The organism is Hyphomicrobium denitrificans 1NES1 (genome assembly GCF_000230975.2).
Classification (GTDB): domain Bacteria; phylum Pseudomonadota; class Alphaproteobacteria; order Rhizobiales; family Hyphomicrobiaceae; genus Hyphomicrobium_B; species Hyphomicrobium_B denitrificans_A.
Window position 1 is genome coordinate 1,603,981 of the sequence record NC_021172.1, and the last position, 20,196, is coordinate 1,624,176.

The following is a 20,196-nucleotide window of genomic DNA, read 5'->3' on the forward strand; positions in this document are numbered from 1 at the left end:
TGAGGCGCTGCTCTACTAGCGCTTGGAAACCTCTTTGCACTTCAGCTTCCCCGGTCGAAGTCGGCTACTGAGTTTTTCAAGGTGCGATCCACACCCTAATCCGATTGGTCTTTGTCCATGACCTTTGCCGTGGGCATCATTCAAGGGTTGAGTCGGAGGATGTAAGCACAGGACCGGATATTCGAGGGTGGAACCTGTGGCCATGCTCCGAGCTTTCATATCAAGCTCCAGGACAAGATGCGATGGTTCGCCCAGATCCGCTGCGAAACGGCACGACCGAAACGGACACGACCGAAACGGAAGAGAGAGTGAAGGGTGCCGAGAACTCCAAGGACACCTTCGTGATGCTTATCGGAGGCTTCGTTTTACTATTCATCGCGATGGCGATACTGTTTTGGTATTTCGGAATCTATCCCTTCCATCACGCCCCGACAGCGACCGTCGGGTAGTCTCTCGCGAAAAAGAACGGCGGATTCTGTCGACCCGCCGTTCACCTTCCATCAGCTTTGCTGCTTGTTAATAGCTGTATACGCCGACGCTACCCGGCCCGACATAAACGTCAACTCCCGGACCGTCGTAATAGCCCTCGTAATAACCGTAACTCGGATAGCCATAGCGATAACCGTAATCGTCGTTCCGGCCATAGCGACGCAACTTCTCGCGATCCTGGCGATTCAAATGATATCCGGCACGATCCTTGGCGCGCGCGTTCTCGACACCGCTGATCGAGTCTGCCTGGGCGACGGGAGCGACCAAGGCGACGATCAATGCCGCACTCGCAGCGGCAGCCCAATTCCGTTTCATTAGCTTTCTCCTTCCTACCGCATCCGACAAGAGAGAGCGGATGCAGGCTTATATGAAGCACTACGCGCGCGTGGTGGCGGTGTTCCGGGCGTCGGAGCGGCGGAGTAACCCACCCGAGACCATGTGCCGCCGTTGAGTCGGCTGAATGGCCCATCCAAGGGAGGGAAACGGCGCCCCTGAAGCTTACGGTAGAAGGAATCTCCCGGCGGAACTTTGCGGCAGCTATCGGCCATAAGGGTCCGTATCTGTTGTGGTTTTCGTACTTATTTGGACTGCATCGGACTAACTAGAACCGATGGCCATGGCGGAGACGGAGTCCTCCGCAAGATTTCCGATCGGCGTCGGCTGGTGTCGGCCGACGCGATTTTTCCTGCTTACGTTCCTGCCGTACCCGGCAGCCTTCAGGACAATGCGAGCGTCATCCGAGATGAGCAAATGCGGATGGCCCCTTCCTGCTTTGTAGCTCTGGAAATGCACGCCTTCGATTGTCGTCCAATGATATAGTGGGCGTAATTTCGGCCGACGGGCCGCGACGGCCGGCGCACCGGGCGCGCTCTTAATTGGCGGCATTCGAAATGGCGTATCAAACCCCCGCCGGCGTTCATCGCGACGCGCGGCGGTTAGAGCCTGAGCAATGCGGCAAGCGACGCTGTAGCCCTCCAAAATAAGCGAGCCTTTCGTCACCACATCGTTGAGTGCGATCTCACGAATGATGCGCTCGGCCACGCTGCGGTCGTCGGCATTCGGACAGTCGTCGTGGTCCAAAATGATGCGCACCTAGTTCCCCAAAAGCGCCTCTGCGCCTTTCGGCACATAACAAGAATAACCGCGGTTGCAAGTCTCCCCCAAATCGGGGCGCTCTGCAGATGGCAACCGCGCATCTCAGGGAGCTCGACCCTGGCATGGCCGAAGGCCTTGTTCGGTCGGATCGAGAATTATAATCTGAACGAATTGCGATCTCGGGGTATACGGCCAGCATTCAATAGATGAAGCCAATACGCATCTTCCGCCACGAGGACTGGATTCAACCCGGGCGCCTCACAGAGCACTTGGCCAGCAGAGGCGTCCCCTGGGAGCTGGTATGCATGGATCGCGGAGACCAGGTTCCGCAGCAAATCGATGACATCTCGGGGCTAGTGTTCCTGGGCGGAACCATGAGCGTCAACGACGGACACCCTTGGTTGGCCGAGGAAATGCAGTTGATCCGAGTCGCTGCCACGCAAGGGCTGCCGATGCTGGGCCATTGTTTGGGAAGCCAACTGATTGCCAAGGCACTGGGCGGCACTGTTGCCCCAATGCCGAGTAAGGAAATCGGTTGGCATGACGTCCGAAAGCACGACAACCCACAGGCCCGAAAATGGCTTCAAGATGTGCCCGACCAGTTCCAAATCTTCATTTGGCACCATGAGGCATTCAGCTTGCCTCCGGGCGCCCAGCCTCTGTACTCCAGCGACTATTGCCCCGAGCAAGCGTACGTGTTTGGCAATACCGTGGCTACGGTCGCCCACGTTGAAATGACGGCTGACATGCTGGAAGCGTGGCTGGACATCTACGGCTATGACATCGAACCTTCATCGCCTAGTGTTCAGTCTATCCAGCAGGTCCGCGAGGGTCTCGTCCAGCGTTGCTCCACCATGCACTCGCAATTCACCGACCGCCTCTATGATGCTTGGTTGGCACGGGTTATGAACCTAACGCCTGGTCTGATGGCAACGTAGGCGCTCAGCCACGACCACCGAAATCCGCGCCGCGCGGTAACCGTCTATAATCAAGCAACCCGCGAGCGTGATGTTAACGAGCAAACCCCACCATTGGCTCTCAGGACCGCACGGCCTGTCGGCTCAAGCTCAAGGCGTGCTGGCAATCAACATTGCGGCGGTGATATTCGGAACTGCCCCACTGTACGGCAAGCTAGACGTCTCGCCATTCTAGATTGTCGCAGCTGGTTGAACCGAGCGGGGGCGAGCGAAGTGCGTGAGTGGAGACGCTCCGACGCCACAAGCCCCTGAAGTGGCAGAACCACGCTCCGCGGACGGTTGCGGAAACACTATCCGCCGGATATTTCGGCGGTTCGCAACCCGAAAGAGGCGTTGAAGACCTTCGAAGAATGGCGGATGAGCTTCGCGCAAGCCACACCCTAGCCAGCATCGTGGCCAACGTTGCCAGCTGGGGCTTCGCCCTGGCCGTGCTAAGCCGGTTGTCTGATCGGGCTGGTAACTCACCATTAGATTTTGTGGGTCCATCCTGTAAGGATGCGGAGAGAAGAGCGGCAGGGTGTAAGTCGGCCCGCGCGCATCGAACTCGGCGACGGCAAGAAATTGACCTGCCGTATTGCCGACGTTTCGAGCGGGGGAGCGCTGTTGCTTGTCCAGGACGGCGAATGGCTCCCCAAGGTTTTTGAGCTTGTCGACACGTTTGCCAACACGCGGCGCACGGTGAGGGTTGTGTGGGCGTCGACAAGCCGACTGGGCGTTCGCTTCGTAAGCGGTCGAGCGACCCAACCGAAGAAGCCGTCCGGATTTGGTCGGCGCGTTTAGAATGGCGCCTGACTGGGATCACACGCCGCCGCGCAGCCCCCCGGCACGCGCGGCGGCGCACGGAATAAAGCCGAGTGGACGCGGCTTGTTTCCGTTGTCTCATTGCGCGAGTTTTCGCGATGAGCCCTAAGATGATCCCGGAAATACGGTGAGTGTGCGGCGCACGAACGAAAAAACAGTCCGATCTCGGAACAGTCATGAAGCCGATGTGTTAGCGGGCAAAAGGCTTGGAGTGACTGTTATGCGTAAGAAAGCGGTCAACCAAATTTATGCGCTCATCCAGACCGTCCACGAGATCGAGCAACAACTAGGTCCGGACCCGCAGCTTCGCCACGCCCACGATGAACTGCGCGAGGCTCGACGCCGGCTGCACGAAGCATTGTCTAACCTGTGCAAGGGGAGTTCGAGGAAAGTTGACGCCGCTTAAAAAAGCGAGGAGCAGCGCCACATTCGACCGTTGCTGGCAATCGCGACGCCGAAGGCGCGTCTGAGGCGTGCCCTAAGTCAGCTGCCAAACTATATCCATCGACCACGCAGGCTCAAATTCGCCACGCTGCGCGTCCCTGCTCGGTGCTCGGCGGTCGCATCGGCCTGCCAATTACAGAGACTGGATCACCTTCTCCAATCGCTCGCCGACGATTTGCGCCTCGGCGAGCAGAGCTGGGTTATCGATGGCTGCCATCGATTTAACTGGATCAATCGCGGCCACTTCGACTTGGCCGGGTTTCAGCTCCTGCACGACGACGTTACAGGGCAACATGGTCCCGACCTTGTCCTCAAGCTTCAAGGCTTCGTATGCGAGACCTGGATTGCAGGCGCCGAGAATACGGTAAGGACGAAACTCTACGCCGATCTTGCTCTTTAGTGTCTTCGTCACATCGATCTCGGTGATGATACCGAAGCCCTCATCCTTGAGCGATTGCGTCACTCTAGCAATGGCCACGTCGAAGCCAACGTTCAAGAGCTTTCTGAAGTAGTAGCTCACAGCGCCCTCACAGCATGCAACAGCCCGTGCCAAGCAATAGATCGGCTTTCTTCTTTTGGTCGTCACTTAGCGCTTTGTAGAGCGCCTCGGTCGCGGGTGTGATCGCTTTCATGCTGTCCAGCATGCTTTGCATAGCCTGAATGCGCACCTGCAAGCGCTCTATCGCGGTGCCTGACTGCATCGCCTGCATCATCGTTGCGCGCATACTTTGCATAGACGCGGCGCGGTCCTTGGCGGCCTTCACATAGTCATTCCAAACCTGCGTTTGCGCATCGGTAATGCCAAGCTCTGCTTTCAGATACGCGAGCTGCCCTTCCATCACCGGGCCGTTGCCCATCATCATGCCGGGCCCCATCATCCCCTTGCCCATCATGCCGTGCATGCCCCCGCCCATCATTCCGTTCGGACCCATCATGCCCCCGCCCATCATGCCTTGCATGCCCCCACCCATCATACCTTGACCGTTACCCATCATGCCGGACCCTTGCTGGCTCTGCGCCATTGCCGCCGTTGTCGTAACCGCCATTGCCAGCAACACGCTCGCGATCAATCGATTGTGCTTACTCATGGACCTTTCCTCCAATCATGTTCGGCCGGAAATTGCCTTAAGGCACGGCCATGCTGACCTTAAGTTTGCACCGCCATTTTTGTATTTGACTAGGATCAGTACTCCGCGCTCATCACGGACGGCGACGTTGTCGATGGCGCCGTTGCGCGGGCAGAGCCAAACGGAGCGCACGTTGGCAGCGCAAAAAAAAGAAGAACGCTCGCGAGGTTTACTGCCAATGCGAGAACGCTGATCCGCCCCGGATCTCCGGGCGGAGAAGGCCGAGCAATGTCAATAAATTATGCGGATATGCGCTCTGCGTCTGACTTACCCCCTCTCACGCCCGAGCAGAATCGCGACTTTGCCGCCCTCCGGTTCGACTTGTCGGGCATTCTGGAGAGACACCTCCGGCAACACTATCCTTGGTAATCTCCCTTTCGGTTTTTGCTGGCAATGCCGATGCTCAACACTCGCCACGGGCTGAATCGCAATCGCTTCCAACGAACTGCGTGCATGGGGACCTCGATGGCCAAGGCATCAGGCGGTGCCGCGCCGAGACTAGCAGCCATGGTTAGTGACTGCTAAATCCAAAAGCCGAAAATCAAACCTGGGATAGTCGAAAATCTCCAAGCGCAGATACTCCGGAAAGCCCTGGAGCAATTAAAAATATCGTGTTCACGACCTGAAAACCATACGGAACGGTATATTGTGCAGGTTCGGGATCGCTATGATGATCTCGGGCGCTATGTCCGCGCTCGTAGGAGAGTAACAACCATGAAAATGTTTCTGTCGCTGATCGCGCTCTTCGGCGTGATCGCAATCGCTGATATCGCCATAAGCCCAGGAGCAAGCGCAGCGGTACTGAACAGCGGTGCCCATGCTCTCAAGACGGAACATACGGGGGCTGTGGAGCAAGCTCGCATGAGGTGTTGGTGGCGATATGGCCGTCGGCATTGCCGTTGGATCGGCCCTCCCGCGCGGCGTTGCTGGTGGCGGCACGGACGGCGGATTTGTCGTTGGTGATCAATCCTAGAATTAGAATGCACGAGCGCCGGGGTTTTGAACCCTGGCGCTTTTTTTTGCGAAGGTCGCGGCAACAGCTTATGGCCATCTACATTCACCGCTTGACCGTGCAGTAACTCCTTGACCCTCCGCTGATGCGAACGGAGCATGACAGGCGGAAAATCAGATTTTGCCCAGAATCCTTATGGCAATTAGAACGCGTTGCATCAGATATCCGGTTTAGCAACGCAGACGCGCAACCGGCGCGCGATGCTTGCCAGTTGCGCGTCTCAAACTAATAATTTCGAAACTGCATCGAATTCGCTATTTGGGATTCTGAGTGCCCGCACCCTGGTCGGGAACACGTGTTCCGACATTGCCTGTGGCAGGAAGCGTGCCTTCGTTACCCATTCTGTGTGAGCCTGTGGTGCCACTGCTTTCACCACCGGCGCCCATTTCAGGAACGCGCTTAGTTGCACTGTTCGTTGCGGGGAGTTTGCCCTCGTCGCCCATTCTGTGCCGGGCGGGATCGGTTGAGGGTTGGTCGTCAGCAAGTGCTGGTGTCAACGCTGTGCCGAGCAGTAGTGCGGAAAAGGCCGTCGCGATTACGAGTTTCATTTTTGAACTCCTTGGTTATGGGAATTTCTCCCTCCAAGTGTCCCTGACCCGTTCACGGATCTTAGCAAACGTTCCGGACGATTGCAGCGGCTTTTGACAAAGCGTACTCAGTTGATCGACGATTCACTTGTTATGAAAACCAGATTCAAAACCCCTCGTCGGGTCGCTTTTCGATTCCCGCGAACCCGTCCGGCGCGTTGACGACGTTCACGCGCGCAGGTGAATTGAGTCAGTACGTGCTCAAATCGCTACGATGGGCGGCAGAGATTTTTGCGATGAATGAAAGCGTCTCCGATTTCCTTCGCCCGTTCACGTCAGTTGAAAGAATGGGCAGCCATGACGGCCGCTCATTCTGATGCGCGAGGAGAGATGCGAATGCATCTCCCGCGATATTTTAGCCCACGACGTACGCAGCCAGGATCGCAAAGCCCAGAAGGCCCGCAATCATCGCTACATTGAACAGGCTATTGAGCAACCCGACGTCATTGGGCATTTGATCATGATGATATGCCATGGAATTTCTCCTTAGCTGACTTGCCCTTTATGTGGGGTCGCGGGAGTTCATTTTCCATGGAACGGACACGCTGCCGCAGCGTTCCATCCTGCCGGTGCCAGCTTGAGTCTTTCGGTTGACGTCAGCGTCGGTTGAAACCGACGCGTGCGCCCTTCAGCTCGGAACCGGCTGTCGAAATCGTAACGGTGATCGACTGCTGTGAAGGCGAAAATGTTATCGACACGCTTCCCGAAAGGCTGCCATCGAATTCCACGCGCAGACTGTTCTCGGTGACCGTACCTGATGCATTGCCCGCCGCATTATTGGTTCGTTCTTCCCAGGTGCCCGATAGCTTTCCATCTACATAAGTAAGCTTGCTGCGAAATTCGAGCTTGTCCGGTTCTCCGTTGCATCTTATCGCGATGCCGAGAGATTTTCCCCCGTCGGCGCTCCGATAATAGCCCAAACAATCAAGCTTATCTGGCGGTCCGCTGTCGTAGATAAGGCTTCCTGCCCCGGCCCAAGTGCCATTCAGAAGATTGAAAGGGAGGTCCGACGCATGCCCAGCGCTCGCGAGGGTCACATCGAGAAGCGTCGCGAGCGCCAGAAGGATGATGCGCATTGTCATCGAGTCACCTGCTGCAATTGCTGAGATCGATCCATTCCATGAGGCGAGTCGCATACTCAATCTTTTCATCTGACACGGCGCTCGTCGAGTTTACGCTTTGCACCCTCCCACATCAGATCCACAAGACCGCCCTGCTTGGGCTTGGTTTTCACTCCTTTGATCTGCTCGTCCGTGGCAAGCGCAAACCCTTTTATCAGGCTCTTCAAATCCTTCTCAGTGAAACCTATGAAGCTCTCTCGAAAGCTCGCATAATCCGCACGCGCAGCGATAAAGATGGGATCGGCGACTTTCACCGCATCTGGGCCAGAGAAGACGACAGTGATGTCAGCAGCGTCGAGCAGTCGCCGAGCGAAGGTCGGATTGGCGGCCGCCTCCTCTCGAATAACTTCGAAAATTCTTTCAAGAGCTTCGCCGGGTGAAACTGATTTGCTCACTTTACCCTCGATGGTTTGAGCTAATTCTTTCTGCCACTGCCTTGGTCATCGCGACGAGATCGGGAAGTGCGTTGCCGTATTTTTCCCGTGCTGACCGAAAAGCCCCTGGCCCAGGATGCGCGGCGGCATTCTGAAGTGCCGTAGCGTAGGGCACCGGACGCGGGATTGCGTTCAGCTCGTATAACCCTTGTTTGATGTGATGAAGCATCTCCCGCTGGGTTGTATTCGTCGCGTGGTACTGTGTGATCAACGGATGAACTCGCACTTGGGAAGCAAGGTCGAGATCGTCAGCCAATATGAACTTCAGAAAATCCGTCAGCGTAGAATACGCATTCGTCTCTAAGCTGGTTGGCATGACAATATGCTGCGCCAATCTCATTCCCGTTAGACCCAGTGCACCCGGACCTGCTGGGCAGTCTATCAGGACGACATCGTAGTTGGACTCGATGTGGTGTAATTCGGCACGTAGCGCGTTCGACAACAAAACATCCAATCGATCCTTTCGTCGTTTTTTTCGTGTGGCGTGCTCGAAATCCGGAAGGGCACCCAGCAGTTCATGGTTGGATGGTATGATGTCGATGAGACCGGGCTGGCGACTCCGAAGCTCCACCAAATCCCCCGCCGCTACCCGGTGCCCTGCGAGACGGATGCTTTCTCCTTTTTGAAATGATTGCAGAATGGTGCCGAGTCCAATCTGTCGTCTCTGAAGCTCATGCTCGGCCGCGATGCCGAGCAATGCCTTCGTGACGCCGGCCTGAGGATCGGCATCGATGACCAGTATGCGGGCGCCGTACGTTAGCGCCAACCCGTCGGCGAGCATCATTGTCGTAAGAGACTTGCCGACGCCTCCTTTCGGGTTCGCAATCGCCACGATGATGCTCATCGCCGTAATTCCGTGATCCAGCCGAGCAGCTTTGTGCGATCGCTCTGCGAAAGCCGAGTTTCAACAAATTCGTCGAATGCGTCCGCTGCCGGCTCATGACGACGAGCAGGCAGATGCAAAACATACGACCTGAGATCGCACGCATCACTGAACGTAATCAGGCCTACTCCGTAGTGCGAGCAACGTGAAAGGATGATCGAACACTCGTCGCGGGCTTCGTCCCAATCCTCAGTGTGCCAGACCAGATACGTGAAATTGACGAGCGAAGTATGGTTCAATGCCTCGTGCACGGACTGGACGGTGCACGATCCTAGCGGCTTCACTTCAAAGCCGTGCAGGTCGATCCTCCAGGTAATTCCATACTTCTGTCGAGACAGGCTGATCATGCAGAGGTCGGATTTCGACCATGTACCTGTCGAGTTTCCCCCCGCATTCGCCGTGATGGCTGTTATGTGGCGAAGATCCCCACGGGCCGGCTGCAACCGATCCCTGAAGCGGACCTCCAGATAGTTGTATACGGGCTCGTAAAGATCACGCTCGAGCATGCGGAAACGCCCCCACCATATTCCGGCGCAACCATAGGGACGGAACGTCTATATGGCCAGAGGACTGGCAGCGAGGCAGCCGGACCTGCCCCTCCTAATACTCCAATGTTTGGGGGCCGCCGGATAAATATCGATCTGGCTCCTAAAGCCGCGCCCACCGGTAGATCGACCCGGTCGCCCTCCATGCGTGGGATGGATCGCGGGATGCAGCTGCATTGCATGAACATTTTCATGAACCGGCAAGCAGTTAAGTGCATCCGGCTGCCGCATGATCCGAGATTTGGCTTCGCCCGCAATGACCTCGCAGGCGCTAGAATGAAAACGGCGTATGCAGCCCGGCTCTGGTTATCTCCGCGAGACTTGCTGCGCGAAATGCGGCTGAGAAAATAATGCTGCTTTATTCTGAGACATTCCCATGGACGAAAGTAAAAAGGGGCTCGAATTGAGCCCCTTTCCGCAAATGACGTCGGTGGTCGGCTTTACTTCAGAGGAACGATGGGCGCCTCGCGGCGCAGGTCGCCGATGTGATAGGTGAAGCCAACGCGCGCGACCCAGAAATTATCATCCCAGTGAGATCTCGACGTACAGGATACTTCGCAGTCCGGTAATGTGTAGGTGTGATCTTGCGAGCCAAGATCTATGTAGAGCGCATCGGCGCGGATCGACCACGGACCATTGCGAAGGAACTCAACACCGCCGCCCGCTGTCCAACCGTATTCGGTGTTGCTATCTGTTCGCGAAAAGCCAGGCCCAGTGTCGGAAAAGCTGTGCTCGATATCCGCATAGGCTAAACCGCCTGTTGCATAGATCAGTATGTTGTCCATCTGCACGATGCCGAGACGGCCGCGAAGAGTCCCGAACCAATTCATGCTGGTCTTAAATGATGCCGTTCCAGTTTCATTGCTGCATTCGGCGCAAGAATAATCCAGGTGCGAGTCTGTATCGGCTTGGAAATAGTTGAAATCCGATTCAATGCCGAACAGAACGCGGCCGCACTGTACGTTGTAGCCGCTGTGCGTGCCGATTGTGAACGCCGCGCCATTATCGCTGAACGAGCCACCTTCCCCAGTGCTGACGTCCTGACTCGACCGCAAGCTGCCGCCGCCGATCTGCGCGCCCAAATAGGCGCCTGAGAAAGCCCCCCCGACGCAGCGGCCGGCCTCCGCAAGAGGCGCCGCCGCATCTTTCAGACTCCCGTCCGCGCGGGCGTCAACGGCGCCAAAAGACAAGGCGCCCAGCACCGCCAGCGCATAAATAAACTTCTTCATTGCAACCCCTCCGTCATTCACCCATGCCGCCAAGCCCCGCTCCCTCGCGGCTTCCGGCGACTCACAATATTTCTAGGGTGAGAGAGGCGGGTGATTCGCGGCGGGCGTCGAGGTCCAATGTTAAAACGACCGTTGTTCAGGTGCCTGCCGTGGCGTGAAGCTCACGCTTTTGCCCAACACTATCTGCCGGAAGCCGACAAGATGGGGCTTGCACCGGCTGGAATCGGACTTTTGCTCTGGACAGTGACTTAGGGTTTCCCGCGCGTGCTGCTGAGATAGCTTCGGGCAGCGCGATACGCCATCCACGCCACGAAAACCGGCGACGCTAGAACAAGCAATGTCACGTCGGACGCCAAGCCGATGCTTCGCAAAACAAAACGTGAAACACCTGAGCGTTGCCGGGGAGAGTACTCGTGAGCCAACATGGAAGCTTCATCCGGCGCTGAACTATTTTCTGCGCTTAGCCCTTTCCGTTCAAATGCCGGTGCTCGTTGCCGCCTCGGCGCATTGAAGCGCCACGCTCGACTTCGAAGGAGCAATCGAATTCGGCGAGGCATGTTTGAACTTCGGGACTTTACTCTTGACGGGACCACCACATCCCGACCTCCAGCCGTCATTCGAGGTCATAAACCCCGGCAACGCGGCCTGGTTCCACGAAAGGTCTATCATGCGATTTAATCGCCTAGGCACGTGCGGCGCGTAAGATCGAGCGCCCGGCGTACACCGCAACGTCGCCGAGTTCCTCTTCGATGCGAATGAGCTGGTTATATTTCGCGAGCCTGTCGGAGCGCGACAGCGAACCCGTCTTGATCTGGCCGCAGTTCGTTGCAACAGCAAGATCGGCAATCGTCGAGTCTTCCGTCTCGCCAGAGCGATGCGACATGACAGCCGTATAGCCTGCGCGCTGCGCCATGCTGACGGCATCGAGCGTCTCGGAGAGCGAGCCGATCTGGTTCACTTTGACGAGAATGGAGTTTGCTGTGGCCTTCGCGATGCCGTCGGCGAGGCGCTCGGTGTTCGTGACGAAAAGATCGTCTCCGACGAGCTGGCAGCGCTTTCCGAGAAGATCGGTCAGCAGCTTCCAACCTGCCCAGTCGTCTTCAGCCATGCCGTCCTCGACCGAGATGATCGGAAAGCGGTTGACGAGGCTCTCGAGATATTTGGCGTTGCCGGCGCTATCGAGCGTCTTCCCCTCGCCTGCGAATTCGTATTTGCCATTCTTGAAGTACTCGGTCGCCGCGCAGTCGAGTGCCAGCGCGACGTCGTCTCCCGGCTTATAGCCCGCTTTTTCGATAGCCTTCATGATGAAGGACAAAGCATCTTCGGCGCTCTTCAGGTTTGGGGCGAAGCCGCCTTCGTCACCGACCGACGTACTGTGGCCTGCGTCCTTCAAGCTCTTCTTCAGCGTGTGGAAGACTTCGGCGCCGATACGGATCGCATCCGCACATGTCTCGGCCGCGACCGGCATGATCAGAAATTCCTGGATGTCGATCGGGTTGTCGGCGTGTGCACCACCGTTGATGATGTTCATCATCGGCACGGGAAGAACATGCGCATTCACACCGCCGAGGTAACGGTAAAGCGGGAGATTGTTCGCGCGGGCAGCCGCCTTCGCGGCAGCGAGCGAAACGCCGAGAATAGCGTTGGCGCCGAGACGGCTCTTGTTCGGCGTACCATCGAGCTTGATCAGAGCCGCGTCGATGCCGCGTTGATCCTCCGCATCCATGCCGGTGAGCGCATCGAAAATTTCGCCGTTGACGGCGTCGACGGCCTTCAGCACGCCTTTGCCGAGATAACGCGCCTTGTCGCCGTCGCGAAGCTCGATTGCCTCGTGCGCCCCGGTCGATGCTCCCGACGGGACGGCCGCCCGTCCTTCCGAACCGTCTTCAAGTAGCACATCGACCTCGACCGTCGGATTGCCCCGACTATCCAGAATTTCGCGGCCGACGATATCGACGATTGCGGTCATGAGCGTTCCTAAATCTTGTTGTTGCTTGTCGCAGGAATAGGGCTGTGGAGTTTTGCGCCCGGGTTGTAAACTCTATTATGACGTGAGGCAAAGTCCTGCCGGGCGATGCCCCCCTACCCGAACGGCTAGTTAACGGCGAGAGGAACCGGATTCATGGCAGAGGCTAAGACATGGACGGGAGGCTGCCACTGTGGCCGGGTTCGCTACGAGGTCGAATCAGATCTCGAAAGTCTTGTCAGCTGCAATTGTTCCATTTGCCAGAAGCGGGGTTCGATATTGGCGTTTGTGCCGCAGTCGAAATTTCGGCTGCTTTCGGGGCAGGATGCTTTGACCGACTACCAGTTCAACAAGAAGGTCATCCACCACTTATTCTGCTCGACGTGCGGTGTAGCGTCGTTTGCCGAAGGCGAAAAGCCAGGCGGCGAACCAATGGTCGCGGTGAATGTGCGCTGCCTCGATGGGGTCGATGTTGCCGGGATGACACCCAGCCAGTTCGACGGAAGAAGTCTCTAAGCCGTGCCCCAGTCGTCGGCCCTAGTCCTGTTTTCAGGCGGTCAGGATTCGACCGTGTGCCTCGCCTGGGCACTCGACCGCTACGAACGCGTGGAGACCCTCGGCTTCACGTACGGTCAGCGTCACGCCGTCGAGCTGGCGCAGCGGCCGATCATCCGCTCCGAGCTTGCGAAACGGCGAAACGGCTCGAAACTCGGCGCCGACGTCGTTCTCGATTTGCCGGCGCTTGAGAGCATCAGCGATACGGCCCTGACGCGCGAAACCGAGATTACGTTCGCGGCAACCGGATTGCCGACGACGTTCGTGCCGGGTCGCAACCTCCTTTTTCTCACCTATGCGGCGGCGCTCGCCTATCGCCGCGGCATCGCGACACTCGTCGGCGGCATGTGTGAAACGGATTTTTCCGGCTATCCCGATTGCCGCAACGCCACCATTCAAGCACTCGCGCAGGCGCTCTCTCTCGGGCTCGATACGCATCTCGAAATCGAAACGCCGCTGATGTTCATCGACAAGGCGGCGACATGGGAACTCGCCGGCAAGCTCGGCGGCCGAGATCTGATCGACCTGATCATCGAAGATACGCACACGTGCTATCTCGGCGACCGTTCGCATCGCCACACGTGGGGTTACGGCTGCGGAACATGCCCGGCCTGCGAGCTTCGCGCCAAAGGATGGAACGAATGGCAAGCCCGCACGATCTGAAACGCGGCGTCGGGCTGGCCCTCGAAGGCGATTGGGATGGAGCGCATGCGATCGCTCAGCAGAATGAATCCGACCCGCTTTTCTGCTGGTTGCATGCATGCCTTCATAAAATCGAAGGCGATCATGGTAACAGCCGGTATTGGTACGCCAAGGCTGGTCGACGGTTCGAGGATTTCACCAAGGCAGAGGACGAACTCGGGGCCATTCTTGCCTCGCTGACCTGAAGAAAATCAGAATTCGAAGATCAGACAGGTTGTAGTGGCGTGAGCCAGCAGCTTGCCGTTCGCGTCAGTCAACCGGCCTTCCGCCGTGGCGCCGCGCCGTCCCCGGCTCATCAGGACCCCCTCCGCCCTGACCGGCCCTGTTTCCTTCGTCACGGGGCGGAGCAACGACACTTTGAACTCCATGGTCGTAAACCCCGTACCCTTCGGAAGTGTGGAAAGCACAGCGCAAGCCATGCAGGAATCAAGGAGCGTGGCGGTATATCCTGCGTGCACCGTCCCGATCGCATTGTAGTGCTCGATGCGCGGCGTGGAAGCGAAAACGGCCCTCCCCTTCTCCACATCGTTCAGGCTGAGGGCCAGCGTCTTGGCGATAGGCATTCCCGGCAAGTCGCCGCGCTGCATTTTCTGAAGGTATTCCAGCCCCGACATCGAGGCGAGGAGCTCAGGGCTGACGATACCCGTATCTGCGGGCGAATGGGTGCTTTCTGTCATACGAGCGTCCGCGGCCTCGGCTATCATGATTGATGGGACGGGACCCCGCCACCGCTGAGACGTAATCCCTCTTTCCGACCGGCTTCAATGCGACGATGCGCAAGGCTGCGCCTTAACTTGACTTGCCGGGCCCGCGGCCTAGGTATCGCGCCATGTATTCCGTCAAGGAAATTTTCTACACTCTCCAGGGGGAAGGCGCGAACGCTGGCCGGCCGGCCGTATTTTGCCGGTTCGCGGGCTGCAACCTGTGGACCGGCCGTGAGGCGGATCGGGCGAAGGCCATCTGCCAATTCTGCGATACGGATTTTGTCGGCACCGACGGAGACGGGGGCGGCCGCTTTCAGGCGGCAGACGCTGTGGCGCGAGCGTGCCGAGCCGCCTGTCTGTCGGATGGCGAAATGCTGGTTGTGCTGACCGGCGGCGAACCAATGCTGCAGGTCGACCAAGAACTGGTGGACGCTCTCCACGCGAGCGGTTTTACGGTCGCGATCGAGACCAACGGCACCCTGCCTGTGCTCGACACGATCGACTGGATCTGCGTCTCGCCCAAAGCCGGGTCGGAACTGAAGCAAAGGCACGGCCAGGAACTGAAGCTCGTCTATCCGCAAGACGGTATCGATCCGGCTCAGTACCTTGACCTCGCATTCGAGCAACGGTTCCTGCAACCGATGGACGGGCCACAACGCGAAGCCAATACGCAGGCAGCGGTGGCCTATTGCAAGGCAAACCCGGCCTGGAGGTTGTCACTGCAGACCCACAAGTTGCTCGGTATTCCTTAATTATCGCAGCCTTTCGCGGCAGCTTGCCGCGAAGGTTGCAGCCTGGCGGAGTGGCGCCTCTGGCCAAAATCCCTTATTCAGCGCACATGCGAATTTATAAAGACTTCAGGTTCGAGGCCGCAAACCGCGGCTCGCTGCGGAGTAAGATGCGATGACGCGCAAACCGCAGGTCAGACAGCTTGGCCGGAATGTCGCCTTACCTCACAATCCTGACGAAGCGGAACTTGAACGCGTCGCCAACCCGCACCCTGACACGCATTACGCGGCGAGGTTCACCGCACCCGAGTTCACGTCGCTCTGTCCGGTAACGGGGCAGCCCGACTTTGCACATCTCGTCATCGACTATGTGCCGGCTAAGTGGCTCGTCGAGAGCAAGTCGCTGAAGCTCTATCTCGCGTCGTTTCGCAACCACGGCGCGTTTCATGAGGATTGCACGGTTGCGATCGCCAAGCGCATCTCCGATCTGATCGAACCGCACTATCTTAGGATCGGCGGATATTGGTATCCGCGCGGCGGCATACCGATCGATGTGTTCTGGCAGACCGGAACACTGCCTAAAGACGTTTGGCTACCCGATCAGGGTGTTCAAACATATAGAGGACGAGGCTGAGCCTCGTCCTCCGCGGAAACTCCGTTTTCACCGGACAACCGGCGAGATCACGGACTATCTCCAGCGCCGATGATGGCGCCAGTAATACGGACGGTGGTGATGACGCCAATAATAATGGCGATGACGATACCGCCACGGCCGATAGTAGCGATGATGACGCCAATAGCGGCGGCGGTAGTAAGTTTTTTCGACAAGCGAGTTGCCGGCTTTCGCGCTCGATTGAAGAGCGGTGACGTTGTTGCCTATAGTGGCCGCTTGCGTACCGGTCGCGGCGAAGCCGAGACCCAGTGCGAAGGCGACAGCCAGAAGTAGATTACGCATTGATTTCTCCTAAGCTGGATGTGGCGCAAGCCTTGTCCGATAGACACCCGGTGACGATAACAACCGAGTTGCATAATCAAACGACTTGCTTCCTTCAAACTCCGCAGCACAAATTGCGCTGCGGCGTGTGTTCTAGGAGACGCCCAAGAACATAAGTGTTGAACTCACCAACGCGCGTCATCCGTCGTTTTCACGTATCGTCGAAACAGATGCCGCCTTTGTGACGCCTGTCGACTATCTTTTGGTTTTTTGCTTGAACAACAGCTGAACGTGCGCGCGATATGACGACCGCTCGCGTGGCAATCTTCTCAGATGTGAAGAGTCTACGCCGGACGCGCGCGATCTTCGGGCAGCGGGATGAATTCCTGTTCATCTCCGGGGACGATTGCAAAGCGGCCCTGGCGCCAATCGTTCTTGGCTTCGTCAATGCGCTCTTTCGAACTCGATACGAAATTCCACCAGATATGGCGCGGACCATCCATCGGCTCGCCGCCCAAGAGCATCAGACGCGCATTCGTCTCCGCTAAAATAGAAATACGGTCTCCCGGTTTGAAGACAAGTAGCTGACCACTCTCGAAAACCTCGCCCGCGATATCGATGCGCCCCGACACGATGTAGACGGCGCGCTCGCCGTAATCGAGATCGAGCGGCAGCACGGCACCGGGCGCGAGCACGGCCTCCGCATAGAAGCAATCGTGCGGAAAGACTGCGGGAGACGTTTCGCCGTAAAGCGAACCGACGACCAGACGGACGCGTTTGCCCTCGCCCTCGAAACGCGGCAGCTCGCCGACTGCATGGTGAGCAAACGCCGGTTCGCCTTCCTCATGCGATTTCGGCAACGCCATCCAAGCCTGGATTCCGGAGAGATTCTGACCAGCGGCGCGTTTCTCGACGGCCGTGCGCTCGGAATGAACGATACCGCGACCGGCGGTCATCAGATTGACGTCGCCCGGGCGGATCGCCAGTGCCGATCCAAGGCTGTCGCGGTGCATCATTTCGCCGTCGAACAGATACGTTACGGTTGCAAGGCCGATATGCGGATGCGGCCGCACGTCAACGCCCTGACCCGACAGAAATTGCGCGGGTCCCATCTGATCGAAGAAGATGAAGGGTCCGACCATCTGCCGCTTCGCCGATGGCAGCGCGCGGCGCACTTCAAATCCGCCGAGGTCGTGCGCACGAGGGATGATGACATTCTCGATGGCATCGCACGACTTGGCATCGCCCGGAATGGGATCGTTATCGGTGAGCCAGCTCATAGACCACTCCTTCCGTTTCATCCGATCATAGGATCGGCGTCAGCGATCGGCAAATGGCGGTAAATCAAGCTGTTCATCTCGTTGCAGCTTTATACCGGAGACACGCTTCCCGGCAGGACCTTGTCACGACTAGAGATATAGTGTCACGAATGGGAACCTCATCATGAAACGCTATCTCGCGATCATCGTTCTGCTGCTGTCGCTCGGATCGGGCTCGGCCCACGCAGAAAATATCGACTGTGCCAATGCCTCCTCTACGGTCGAAATAAACTTCTGCGCGGAAAAAGATTTCCAAGCCGCCGACAAGACTCTGAATGCCGCGTATGAAGCGGCGCTCGCCAGCATCAACGGACGTGATCTCGAAAAGCCGTACGACGCAAAGAGCTTTGAAGCTGCACTGCGCGCTTCGCAACGGGCGTGGCTTGCCTACCGGGATGCCGATTGCAAAGACTTAGTTGCGCAAGAATGGAGCGCCGGTTCGGGAACGACATCAGCGAGTCTCGGATGCATGACCGAGAAGACCATGCAGCGGACAAAGGAACTCAAAGAGCGCTACGGAGAGCATTGACATCTCGCCCATGCATCTTACGAAAAGCGAATAGCGAATTTTTCCGCTGGCTGTCCGATGGCAGATGCCCGAGATTTTCGTAGGATTTGCCTGTCGCTCGATGGAACGAGCGAAGCTCCGCATTTCGACCACCGCGCATTCAAGGTGAAGCGCACGTACGCGACGCTTGCTGCGGATGAACAGACCGCCAATATCAAGTTCACACCCGACGAGCAGGAATTCAAGTGCATGCTGGCGCCGGAAGCTTTCCAGCCCGTTCCCAACGCGTGGGGGCGGCAAGGCTTCACGACCGTCACGCTGGCGAACGTCAGCGTCGAGGAGCTGCGCTCCGCTGTCGAAATGGCTTGGCGGCATGCCGTGCCCGAGAAACGCAAGTCCAGACGCACCCGCAAATAAAGAAACCCCGTCAAGTTGTATCAACGAAACCATCAGAACATCCGGAATAGCAATGCGTTAGGTCGGTGTGACGCGAAGCGACGTTTGCTGCGCTCACCGCTTCGAGCAACCTCCTGCCGCCACCGAACCGTCTTTTTTGGAAATTTAAACAAGATGCTTCGCGGTAGACCGCACGTGCCAAGTCAGTTGATGGCAATGGGCGGCCTTTGGGCCGATCAAGGAGAAACGAGACTATGAAGCCATCATTTGCCAGCACATCGCCAGCTCTTGCAGCGGTCGTTGCGCTCGTTGCAGCGGCCGCCATCCAGGTCACGCCGTCCGTCGCTGCGCCGAAAATTACCCTCGGCACCCTCACCTGCAAGGGCCACGGCGGCGTTGGTTTGATCCTCGGCTCGAAAGAAAGGATGCACTGCATTTTTACGACGGCCGTCAGCGCCCGTCGGCATCCTTATCTGGCGACGATCACGAAGATCGGCGTCGACATCGGCTATACGGGCGAGAGCACGCTGGTATGGACGGTCTTGGGTACGACAGTCGACATTCCGGAGGGTGCGCTCGAAGGCGGTTATGGCGGCCTCACCGCAGGCGCGGCTGTCGGCATCGGTGCCAACGCCAATGCGCTCATCGGCGGCTCCAGCCAGTCGATCGTGCTGCAGCCCGTCAGCGTCGAAGGACAAACGGGTCTCAATCTCTCGGCCGGTGTCGCCGGACTGACGCTCGAACGCGGCTAGTCGGACGCTCCCAGATTAAATCTTCCGTGCGGCCTGTCAGATCCGCGGCGTCCGATCGGCGTCGCGGATCGTTGCTGTTGCAGCTCTCCTAATTTTGGCGAGTTTTTCGCTCAATGAGTTGGAGATGGCCGATGATGTAGCACGCACCGGAGACGCTAAGCATGAATAATGCGGATCATGACGGTCTCGTTCGCAGGCTTGTTACGCAAACTCTCCTGTGGCTTGCAATAACAGGAGCGCTGCTCTTCGTTCCGGCTGGTACGTTACGATGGCCGGAAGCCTGGGTCTTCCTCGCTCTATGGCTTGCCGGCGGTTTGGTTTCCGGTCTTTCGCTCGCGAAGCAAAATCCCGACATTCTGAAGGAACGGCTGCGGCCGCCGATGCAGCAGGCACAGAAGGGCTGGGACCGGCCGCTGCTGCTTGCAATTTTGGTCGGCTGGGCAGCCCTGCACATCATCGCGGGATTGGACGTTCGATATGGCCTTTCGACGGTACCCCGCTGGCTTGAGACTGCGGGTGCGATCGGCTTCCTGCTCGCGATCTATGTTTTTCACGTCGTTATGCGGGAAAACGCGTATGCGTCTGCCGTCGTGAAAGTCGATACGGAGCGCGGTCACAAGGTGATCTCGACAGGCCCTTACGCCTGGGTACGGCATCCGATGTACGGCGGGGCCATTTTCTATTTTATCGGCGCACCGCTGCTGCTCGGCTCCTGGTATGCGTTGGCTGTCGGCATCGCGCTGATCGGAGTACTGGCGCTGCGCGCCGTGTGGGAGGAACAGACGCTCTCGGTCGAGCTAGACGGATACGCCGACTACGCCAAGCACGTGCGCTATCGCATGGTGCCTGGAGTGTGGTGATCATCGTCATGGCCGAAATGCTCGGCCA

At 57.9% G+C, this 20,196-nt stretch carries 27 protein-coding genes; 13 read left to right on the forward strand and 14 right to left on the reverse strand.

Annotation, left to right across the window (positions count from 1 at the left end):
- Positions 1-242 precede the first annotated feature (242 nt).
- Positions 243-449 (forward strand): hypothetical protein, encoded by a 207-nt coding sequence (locus HYPDE_RS07555; RefSeq protein WP_015597822.1) that lies wholly within the window; start codon positions 243-245, stop codon positions 447-449.
- 67 nt (positions 450-516) lie between these two features.
- Here HYPDE_RS07555 and HYPDE_RS07560 read toward each other — a convergent pair whose 3' ends face one another.
- The gene (locus HYPDE_RS07560; RefSeq protein ID WP_015597823.1) at positions 517-804 is read right to left on the reverse strand and encodes a hypothetical protein; all 288 of its coding nucleotides are present in this window, start codon (positions 802-804) and stop codon (positions 517-519) included.
- A gap of 282 nt (positions 805-1,086) precedes the next feature.
- The gene (locus HYPDE_RS07565; protein ID WP_015597824.1) at positions 1,087-1,581 is read right to left on the reverse strand and encodes a hypothetical protein; all 495 of its coding nucleotides are present in this window, start codon (positions 1,579-1,581) and stop codon (positions 1,087-1,089) included.
- Between the two features lie 209 nt (positions 1,582-1,790).
- On the opposite strand from HYPDE_RS07565, the gene HYPDE_RS07570 reads away from it, so the two are divergent.
- The 3 genes from HYPDE_RS07570 (at position 1,791) to HYPDE_RS07580 (ending at position 3,768) form a co-directional block, all read left to right on the forward strand.
- Entirely contained in the window at positions 1,791-2,522 is a 732-nt protein-coding gene (locus HYPDE_RS07570) for a type 1 glutamine amidotransferase (protein ID WP_041320162.1), read from the forward strand.
- 534 nt (positions 2,523-3,056) lie between these two features.
- Positions 3,057-3,341, forward strand: a complete 285-nt coding sequence (locus tag HYPDE_RS07575) for a PilZ domain-containing protein (protein WP_015597826.1) — start codon at positions 3,057-3,059, stop codon at positions 3,339-3,341.
- A 241-nt stretch (positions 3,342-3,582) separates the two neighbouring features.
- On the forward strand, positions 3,583-3,768 hold the full coding sequence (locus tag HYPDE_RS07580) for a hypothetical protein (RefSeq protein WP_015597827.1): 186 nt from the start codon (positions 3,583-3,585) through the stop codon (positions 3,766-3,768).
- A 171-nt stretch (positions 3,769-3,939) separates the two neighbouring features.
- On the opposite strand, the gene HYPDE_RS07585 is transcribed toward HYPDE_RS07580, so the two are convergent.
- From HYPDE_RS07585 to eno, 9 genes are all read right to left on the reverse strand, one after another.
- Positions 3,940-4,326, reverse strand: a complete 387-nt coding sequence (locus HYPDE_RS07585; RefSeq protein WP_015597828.1) for a DUF302 domain-containing protein — start codon at positions 4,324-4,326, stop codon at positions 3,940-3,942.
- Between the two features lie 7 nt (positions 4,327-4,333).
- Complete coding sequence (locus tag HYPDE_RS07590) at positions 4,334-4,876, reverse strand: Spy/CpxP family protein refolding chaperone (RefSeq protein WP_244437808.1); 543 nt, start codon at positions 4,874-4,876, stop codon at positions 4,334-4,336.
- A 1,323-nt stretch (positions 4,877-6,199) separates the two neighbouring features.
- A complete protein-coding gene (locus HYPDE_RS18755) occupies positions 6,200-6,493 on the reverse strand; it encodes a hypothetical protein (protein WP_015597830.1) in 294 nt (97 codons plus the stop codon).
- A gap of 635 nt (positions 6,494-7,128) precedes the next feature.
- The gene (locus tag HYPDE_RS07600) at positions 7,129-7,614 is read right to left on the reverse strand and encodes a hypothetical protein (protein WP_015597832.1); all 486 of its coding nucleotides are present in this window, start codon (positions 7,612-7,614) and stop codon (positions 7,129-7,131) included.
- 65 nt (positions 7,615-7,679) lie between these two features.
- The gene (locus tag HYPDE_RS07605) at positions 7,680-8,048 is read right to left on the reverse strand and encodes a hypothetical protein (RefSeq protein WP_015597833.1); all 369 of its coding nucleotides are present in this window, start codon (positions 8,046-8,048) and stop codon (positions 7,680-7,682) included.
- Position 8,049: 1 nt separating this feature from the next.
- The gene (locus HYPDE_RS07610) at positions 8,050-8,931 is read right to left on the reverse strand and encodes a ParA family protein (protein WP_015597834.1); all 882 of its coding nucleotides are present in this window, start codon (positions 8,929-8,931) and stop codon (positions 8,050-8,052) included.
- Positions 8,928-9,476, reverse strand: coding sequence for a hypothetical protein (locus tag HYPDE_RS07615; RefSeq protein ID WP_015597835.1), 549 nt, complete (start codon positions 9,474-9,476; stop codon positions 8,928-8,930). Before HYPDE_RS07615 ends, HYPDE_RS07610 begins: the two co-directional genes overlap by 4 nt.
- A gap of 479 nt (positions 9,477-9,955) precedes the next feature.
- Complete coding sequence (locus HYPDE_RS18460) at positions 9,956-10,744, reverse strand: outer membrane protein (RefSeq protein WP_051111983.1); 789 nt, start codon at positions 10,742-10,744, stop codon at positions 9,956-9,958.
- A gap of 682 nt (positions 10,745-11,426) precedes the next feature.
- Entirely contained in the window at positions 11,427-12,713 is a 1,287-nt protein-coding gene (gene eno, locus HYPDE_RS07635) for a phosphopyruvate hydratase (RefSeq protein ID WP_015597839.1), read from the reverse strand.
- A gap of 153 nt (positions 12,714-12,866) precedes the next feature.
- Between eno and HYPDE_RS07640 the strand changes: the two genes are divergently transcribed.
- The 3 genes from HYPDE_RS07640 to HYPDE_RS07650 are packed head-to-tail and all read left to right on the forward strand — an operon-like array spanning position 12,867 to position 14,152.
- On the forward strand, positions 12,867-13,226 hold the full coding sequence (locus tag HYPDE_RS07640; protein ID WP_015597840.1) for a GFA family protein: 360 nt from the start codon (positions 12,867-12,869) through the stop codon (positions 13,224-13,226).
- A gap of 3 nt (positions 13,227-13,229) precedes the next feature.
- Positions 13,230-13,928 (forward strand): 7-cyano-7-deazaguanine synthase QueC, encoded by a 699-nt coding sequence (gene queC, locus HYPDE_RS07645; RefSeq protein ID WP_041320170.1) that lies wholly within the window; start codon positions 13,230-13,232, stop codon positions 13,926-13,928.
- Complete coding sequence (locus HYPDE_RS07650; protein WP_015597842.1) at positions 13,907-14,152, forward strand: hypothetical protein; 246 nt, start codon at positions 13,907-13,909, stop codon at positions 14,150-14,152. Before queC ends, HYPDE_RS07650 begins: the two co-directional genes overlap by 22 nt.
- 6 nt (positions 14,153-14,158) lie before the next feature.
- On the opposite strand, the gene HYPDE_RS07655 is transcribed toward HYPDE_RS07650, so the two are convergent.
- Complete coding sequence (locus HYPDE_RS07655; RefSeq protein WP_041321005.1) at positions 14,159-14,644, reverse strand: PaaI family thioesterase; 486 nt, start codon at positions 14,642-14,644, stop codon at positions 14,159-14,161.
- Positions 14,645-14,796: 152 nt separating this feature from the next.
- Between HYPDE_RS07655 and queE the strand changes: the two genes are divergently transcribed.
- On the forward strand, positions 14,797-15,423 hold the full coding sequence (queE, locus tag HYPDE_RS07660; protein ID WP_015597844.1) for a 7-carboxy-7-deazaguanine synthase: 627 nt from the start codon (positions 14,797-14,799) through the stop codon (positions 15,421-15,423).
- Between the two features lie 151 nt (positions 15,424-15,574).
- The gene (gene queF, locus HYPDE_RS07665) at positions 15,575-16,033 is read left to right on the forward strand and encodes a preQ(1) synthase (RefSeq protein WP_015597845.1); all 459 of its coding nucleotides are present in this window, start codon (positions 15,575-15,577) and stop codon (positions 16,031-16,033) included.
- Between the two features lie 54 nt (positions 16,034-16,087).
- Here queF and HYPDE_RS07670 read toward each other — a convergent pair whose 3' ends face one another.
- A complete protein-coding gene (locus HYPDE_RS07670) occupies positions 16,088-16,354 on the reverse strand; it encodes a hypothetical protein (protein ID WP_015597846.1) in 267 nt (88 codons plus the stop codon).
- Between the two features lie 323 nt (positions 16,355-16,677).
- The gene (locus HYPDE_RS07675) at positions 16,678-17,613 is read right to left on the reverse strand and encodes a pirin family protein (protein ID WP_015597847.1); all 936 of its coding nucleotides are present in this window, start codon (positions 17,611-17,613) and stop codon (positions 16,678-16,680) included.
- A 163-nt stretch (positions 17,614-17,776) separates the two neighbouring features.
- On the opposite strand from HYPDE_RS07675, the gene HYPDE_RS07680 reads away from it, so the two are divergent.
- The 4 genes from HYPDE_RS07680 (at position 17,777) to HYPDE_RS07695 (ending at position 20,168) form a co-directional block, all read left to right on the forward strand.
- On the forward strand, positions 17,777-18,181 hold the full coding sequence (locus tag HYPDE_RS07680; protein ID WP_015597848.1) for a lysozyme inhibitor LprI family protein: 405 nt from the start codon (positions 17,777-17,779) through the stop codon (positions 18,179-18,181).
- 57 nt (positions 18,182-18,238) lie between these two features.
- Positions 18,239-18,577 (forward strand): MmcQ/YjbR family DNA-binding protein, encoded by a 339-nt coding sequence (locus tag HYPDE_RS07685; protein ID WP_015597849.1) that lies wholly within the window; start codon positions 18,239-18,241, stop codon positions 18,575-18,577.
- 233 nt (positions 18,578-18,810) lie between these two features.
- Positions 18,811-19,308, forward strand: coding sequence for a DUF992 domain-containing protein (locus HYPDE_RS07690; RefSeq protein ID WP_015597850.1), 498 nt, complete (start codon positions 18,811-18,813; stop codon positions 19,306-19,308).
- A gap of 161 nt (positions 19,309-19,469) precedes the next feature.
- Entirely contained in the window at positions 19,470-20,168 is a 699-nt protein-coding gene (locus HYPDE_RS07695; RefSeq protein ID WP_015597851.1) for a methyltransferase family protein, read from the forward strand.
- Positions 20,169-20,196 lie beyond the last annotated feature (28 nt).

Bases quoted from the DNA above. Each gene is read 5' to 3' on its own strand.
- HYPDE_RS07685 (WP_015597849.1), top strand. From the start codon at position 18,239: ATGGCAGATGCCCGAGATTTTCGTAGGATTTGCCTGTCGCTCGATGGA.
- HYPDE_RS07655 (WP_041321005.1), bottom strand. From the start codon at position 14,644: ATGACAGAAAGCACCCATTCGCCCGCAGATACGGGTATCGTCAGCCCT.
- HYPDE_RS07680 (WP_015597848.1), top strand. From the start codon at position 17,777: ATGAAACGCTATCTCGCGATCATCGTTCTGCTGCTGTCGCTCGGATCG.
- queF (WP_015597845.1), top strand. From the start codon at position 15,575: ATGACGCGCAAACCGCAGGTCAGACAGCTTGGCCGGAATGTCGCCTTA.
- queE (WP_015597844.1), top strand. From the start codon at position 14,797: ATGTATTCCGTCAAGGAAATTTTCTACACTCTCCAGGGGGAAGGCGCG.
- HYPDE_RS07575 (WP_015597826.1), top strand. From the start codon at position 3,057: ATGCGGAGAGAAGAGCGGCAGGGTGTAAGTCGGCCCGCGCGCATCGAA.
- eno (WP_015597839.1), bottom strand. From the start codon at position 12,713: ATGACCGCAATCGTCGATATCGTCGGCCGCGAAATTCTGGATAGTCGG.
- HYPDE_RS07640 (WP_015597840.1), top strand. From the start codon at position 12,867: ATGGCAGAGGCTAAGACATGGACGGGAGGCTGCCACTGTGGCCGGGTT.
- HYPDE_RS07615 (WP_015597835.1), bottom strand. From the start codon at position 9,476: ATGCTCGAGCGTGATCTTTACGAGCCCGTATACAACTATCTGGAGGTC.
- HYPDE_RS07600 (WP_015597832.1), bottom strand. From the start codon at position 7,614: ATGACAATGCGCATCATCCTTCTGGCGCTCGCGACGCTTCTCGATGTG.
- HYPDE_RS07670 (WP_015597846.1), bottom strand. From the start codon at position 16,354: ATGCGTAATCTACTTCTGGCTGTCGCCTTCGCACTGGGTCTCGGCTTC.
- HYPDE_RS07675 (WP_015597847.1), bottom strand. From the start codon at position 17,613: ATGAGCTGGCTCACCGATAACGATCCCATTCCGGGCGATGCCAAGTCG.
- HYPDE_RS07690 (WP_015597850.1), top strand. From the start codon at position 18,811: ATGAAGCCATCATTTGCCAGCACATCGCCAGCTCTTGCAGCGGTCGTT.
- HYPDE_RS07555 (WP_015597822.1), top strand. From the start codon at position 243: ATGGTTCGCCCAGATCCGCTGCGAAACGGCACGACCGAAACGGACACG.
- HYPDE_RS07560 (WP_015597823.1), bottom strand. From the start codon at position 804: ATGAAACGGAATTGGGCTGCCGCTGCGAGTGCGGCATTGATCGTCGCC.
- HYPDE_RS07650 (WP_015597842.1), top strand. From the start codon at position 13,907: ATGGCAAGCCCGCACGATCTGAAACGCGGCGTCGGGCTGGCCCTCGAA.
- HYPDE_RS07580 (WP_015597827.1), top strand. From the start codon at position 3,583: ATGCGTAAGAAAGCGGTCAACCAAATTTATGCGCTCATCCAGACCGTC.
- HYPDE_RS07695 (WP_015597851.1), top strand. From the start codon at position 19,470: ATGAATAATGCGGATCATGACGGTCTCGTTCGCAGGCTTGTTACGCAA.
- HYPDE_RS18755 (WP_015597830.1), bottom strand. From the start codon at position 6,493: ATGAAACTCGTAATCGCGACGGCCTTTTCCGCACTACTGCTCGGCACA.
- HYPDE_RS07570 (WP_041320162.1), top strand. From the start codon at position 1,791: ATGAAGCCAATACGCATCTTCCGCCACGAGGACTGGATTCAACCCGGG.
- HYPDE_RS18460 (WP_051111983.1), bottom strand. From the start codon at position 10,744: ATGAAGAAGTTTATTTATGCGCTGGCGGTGCTGGGCGCCTTGTCTTTT.
- HYPDE_RS07610 (WP_015597834.1), bottom strand. From the start codon at position 8,931: ATGAGCATCATCGTGGCGATTGCGAACCCGAAAGGAGGCGTCGGCAAG.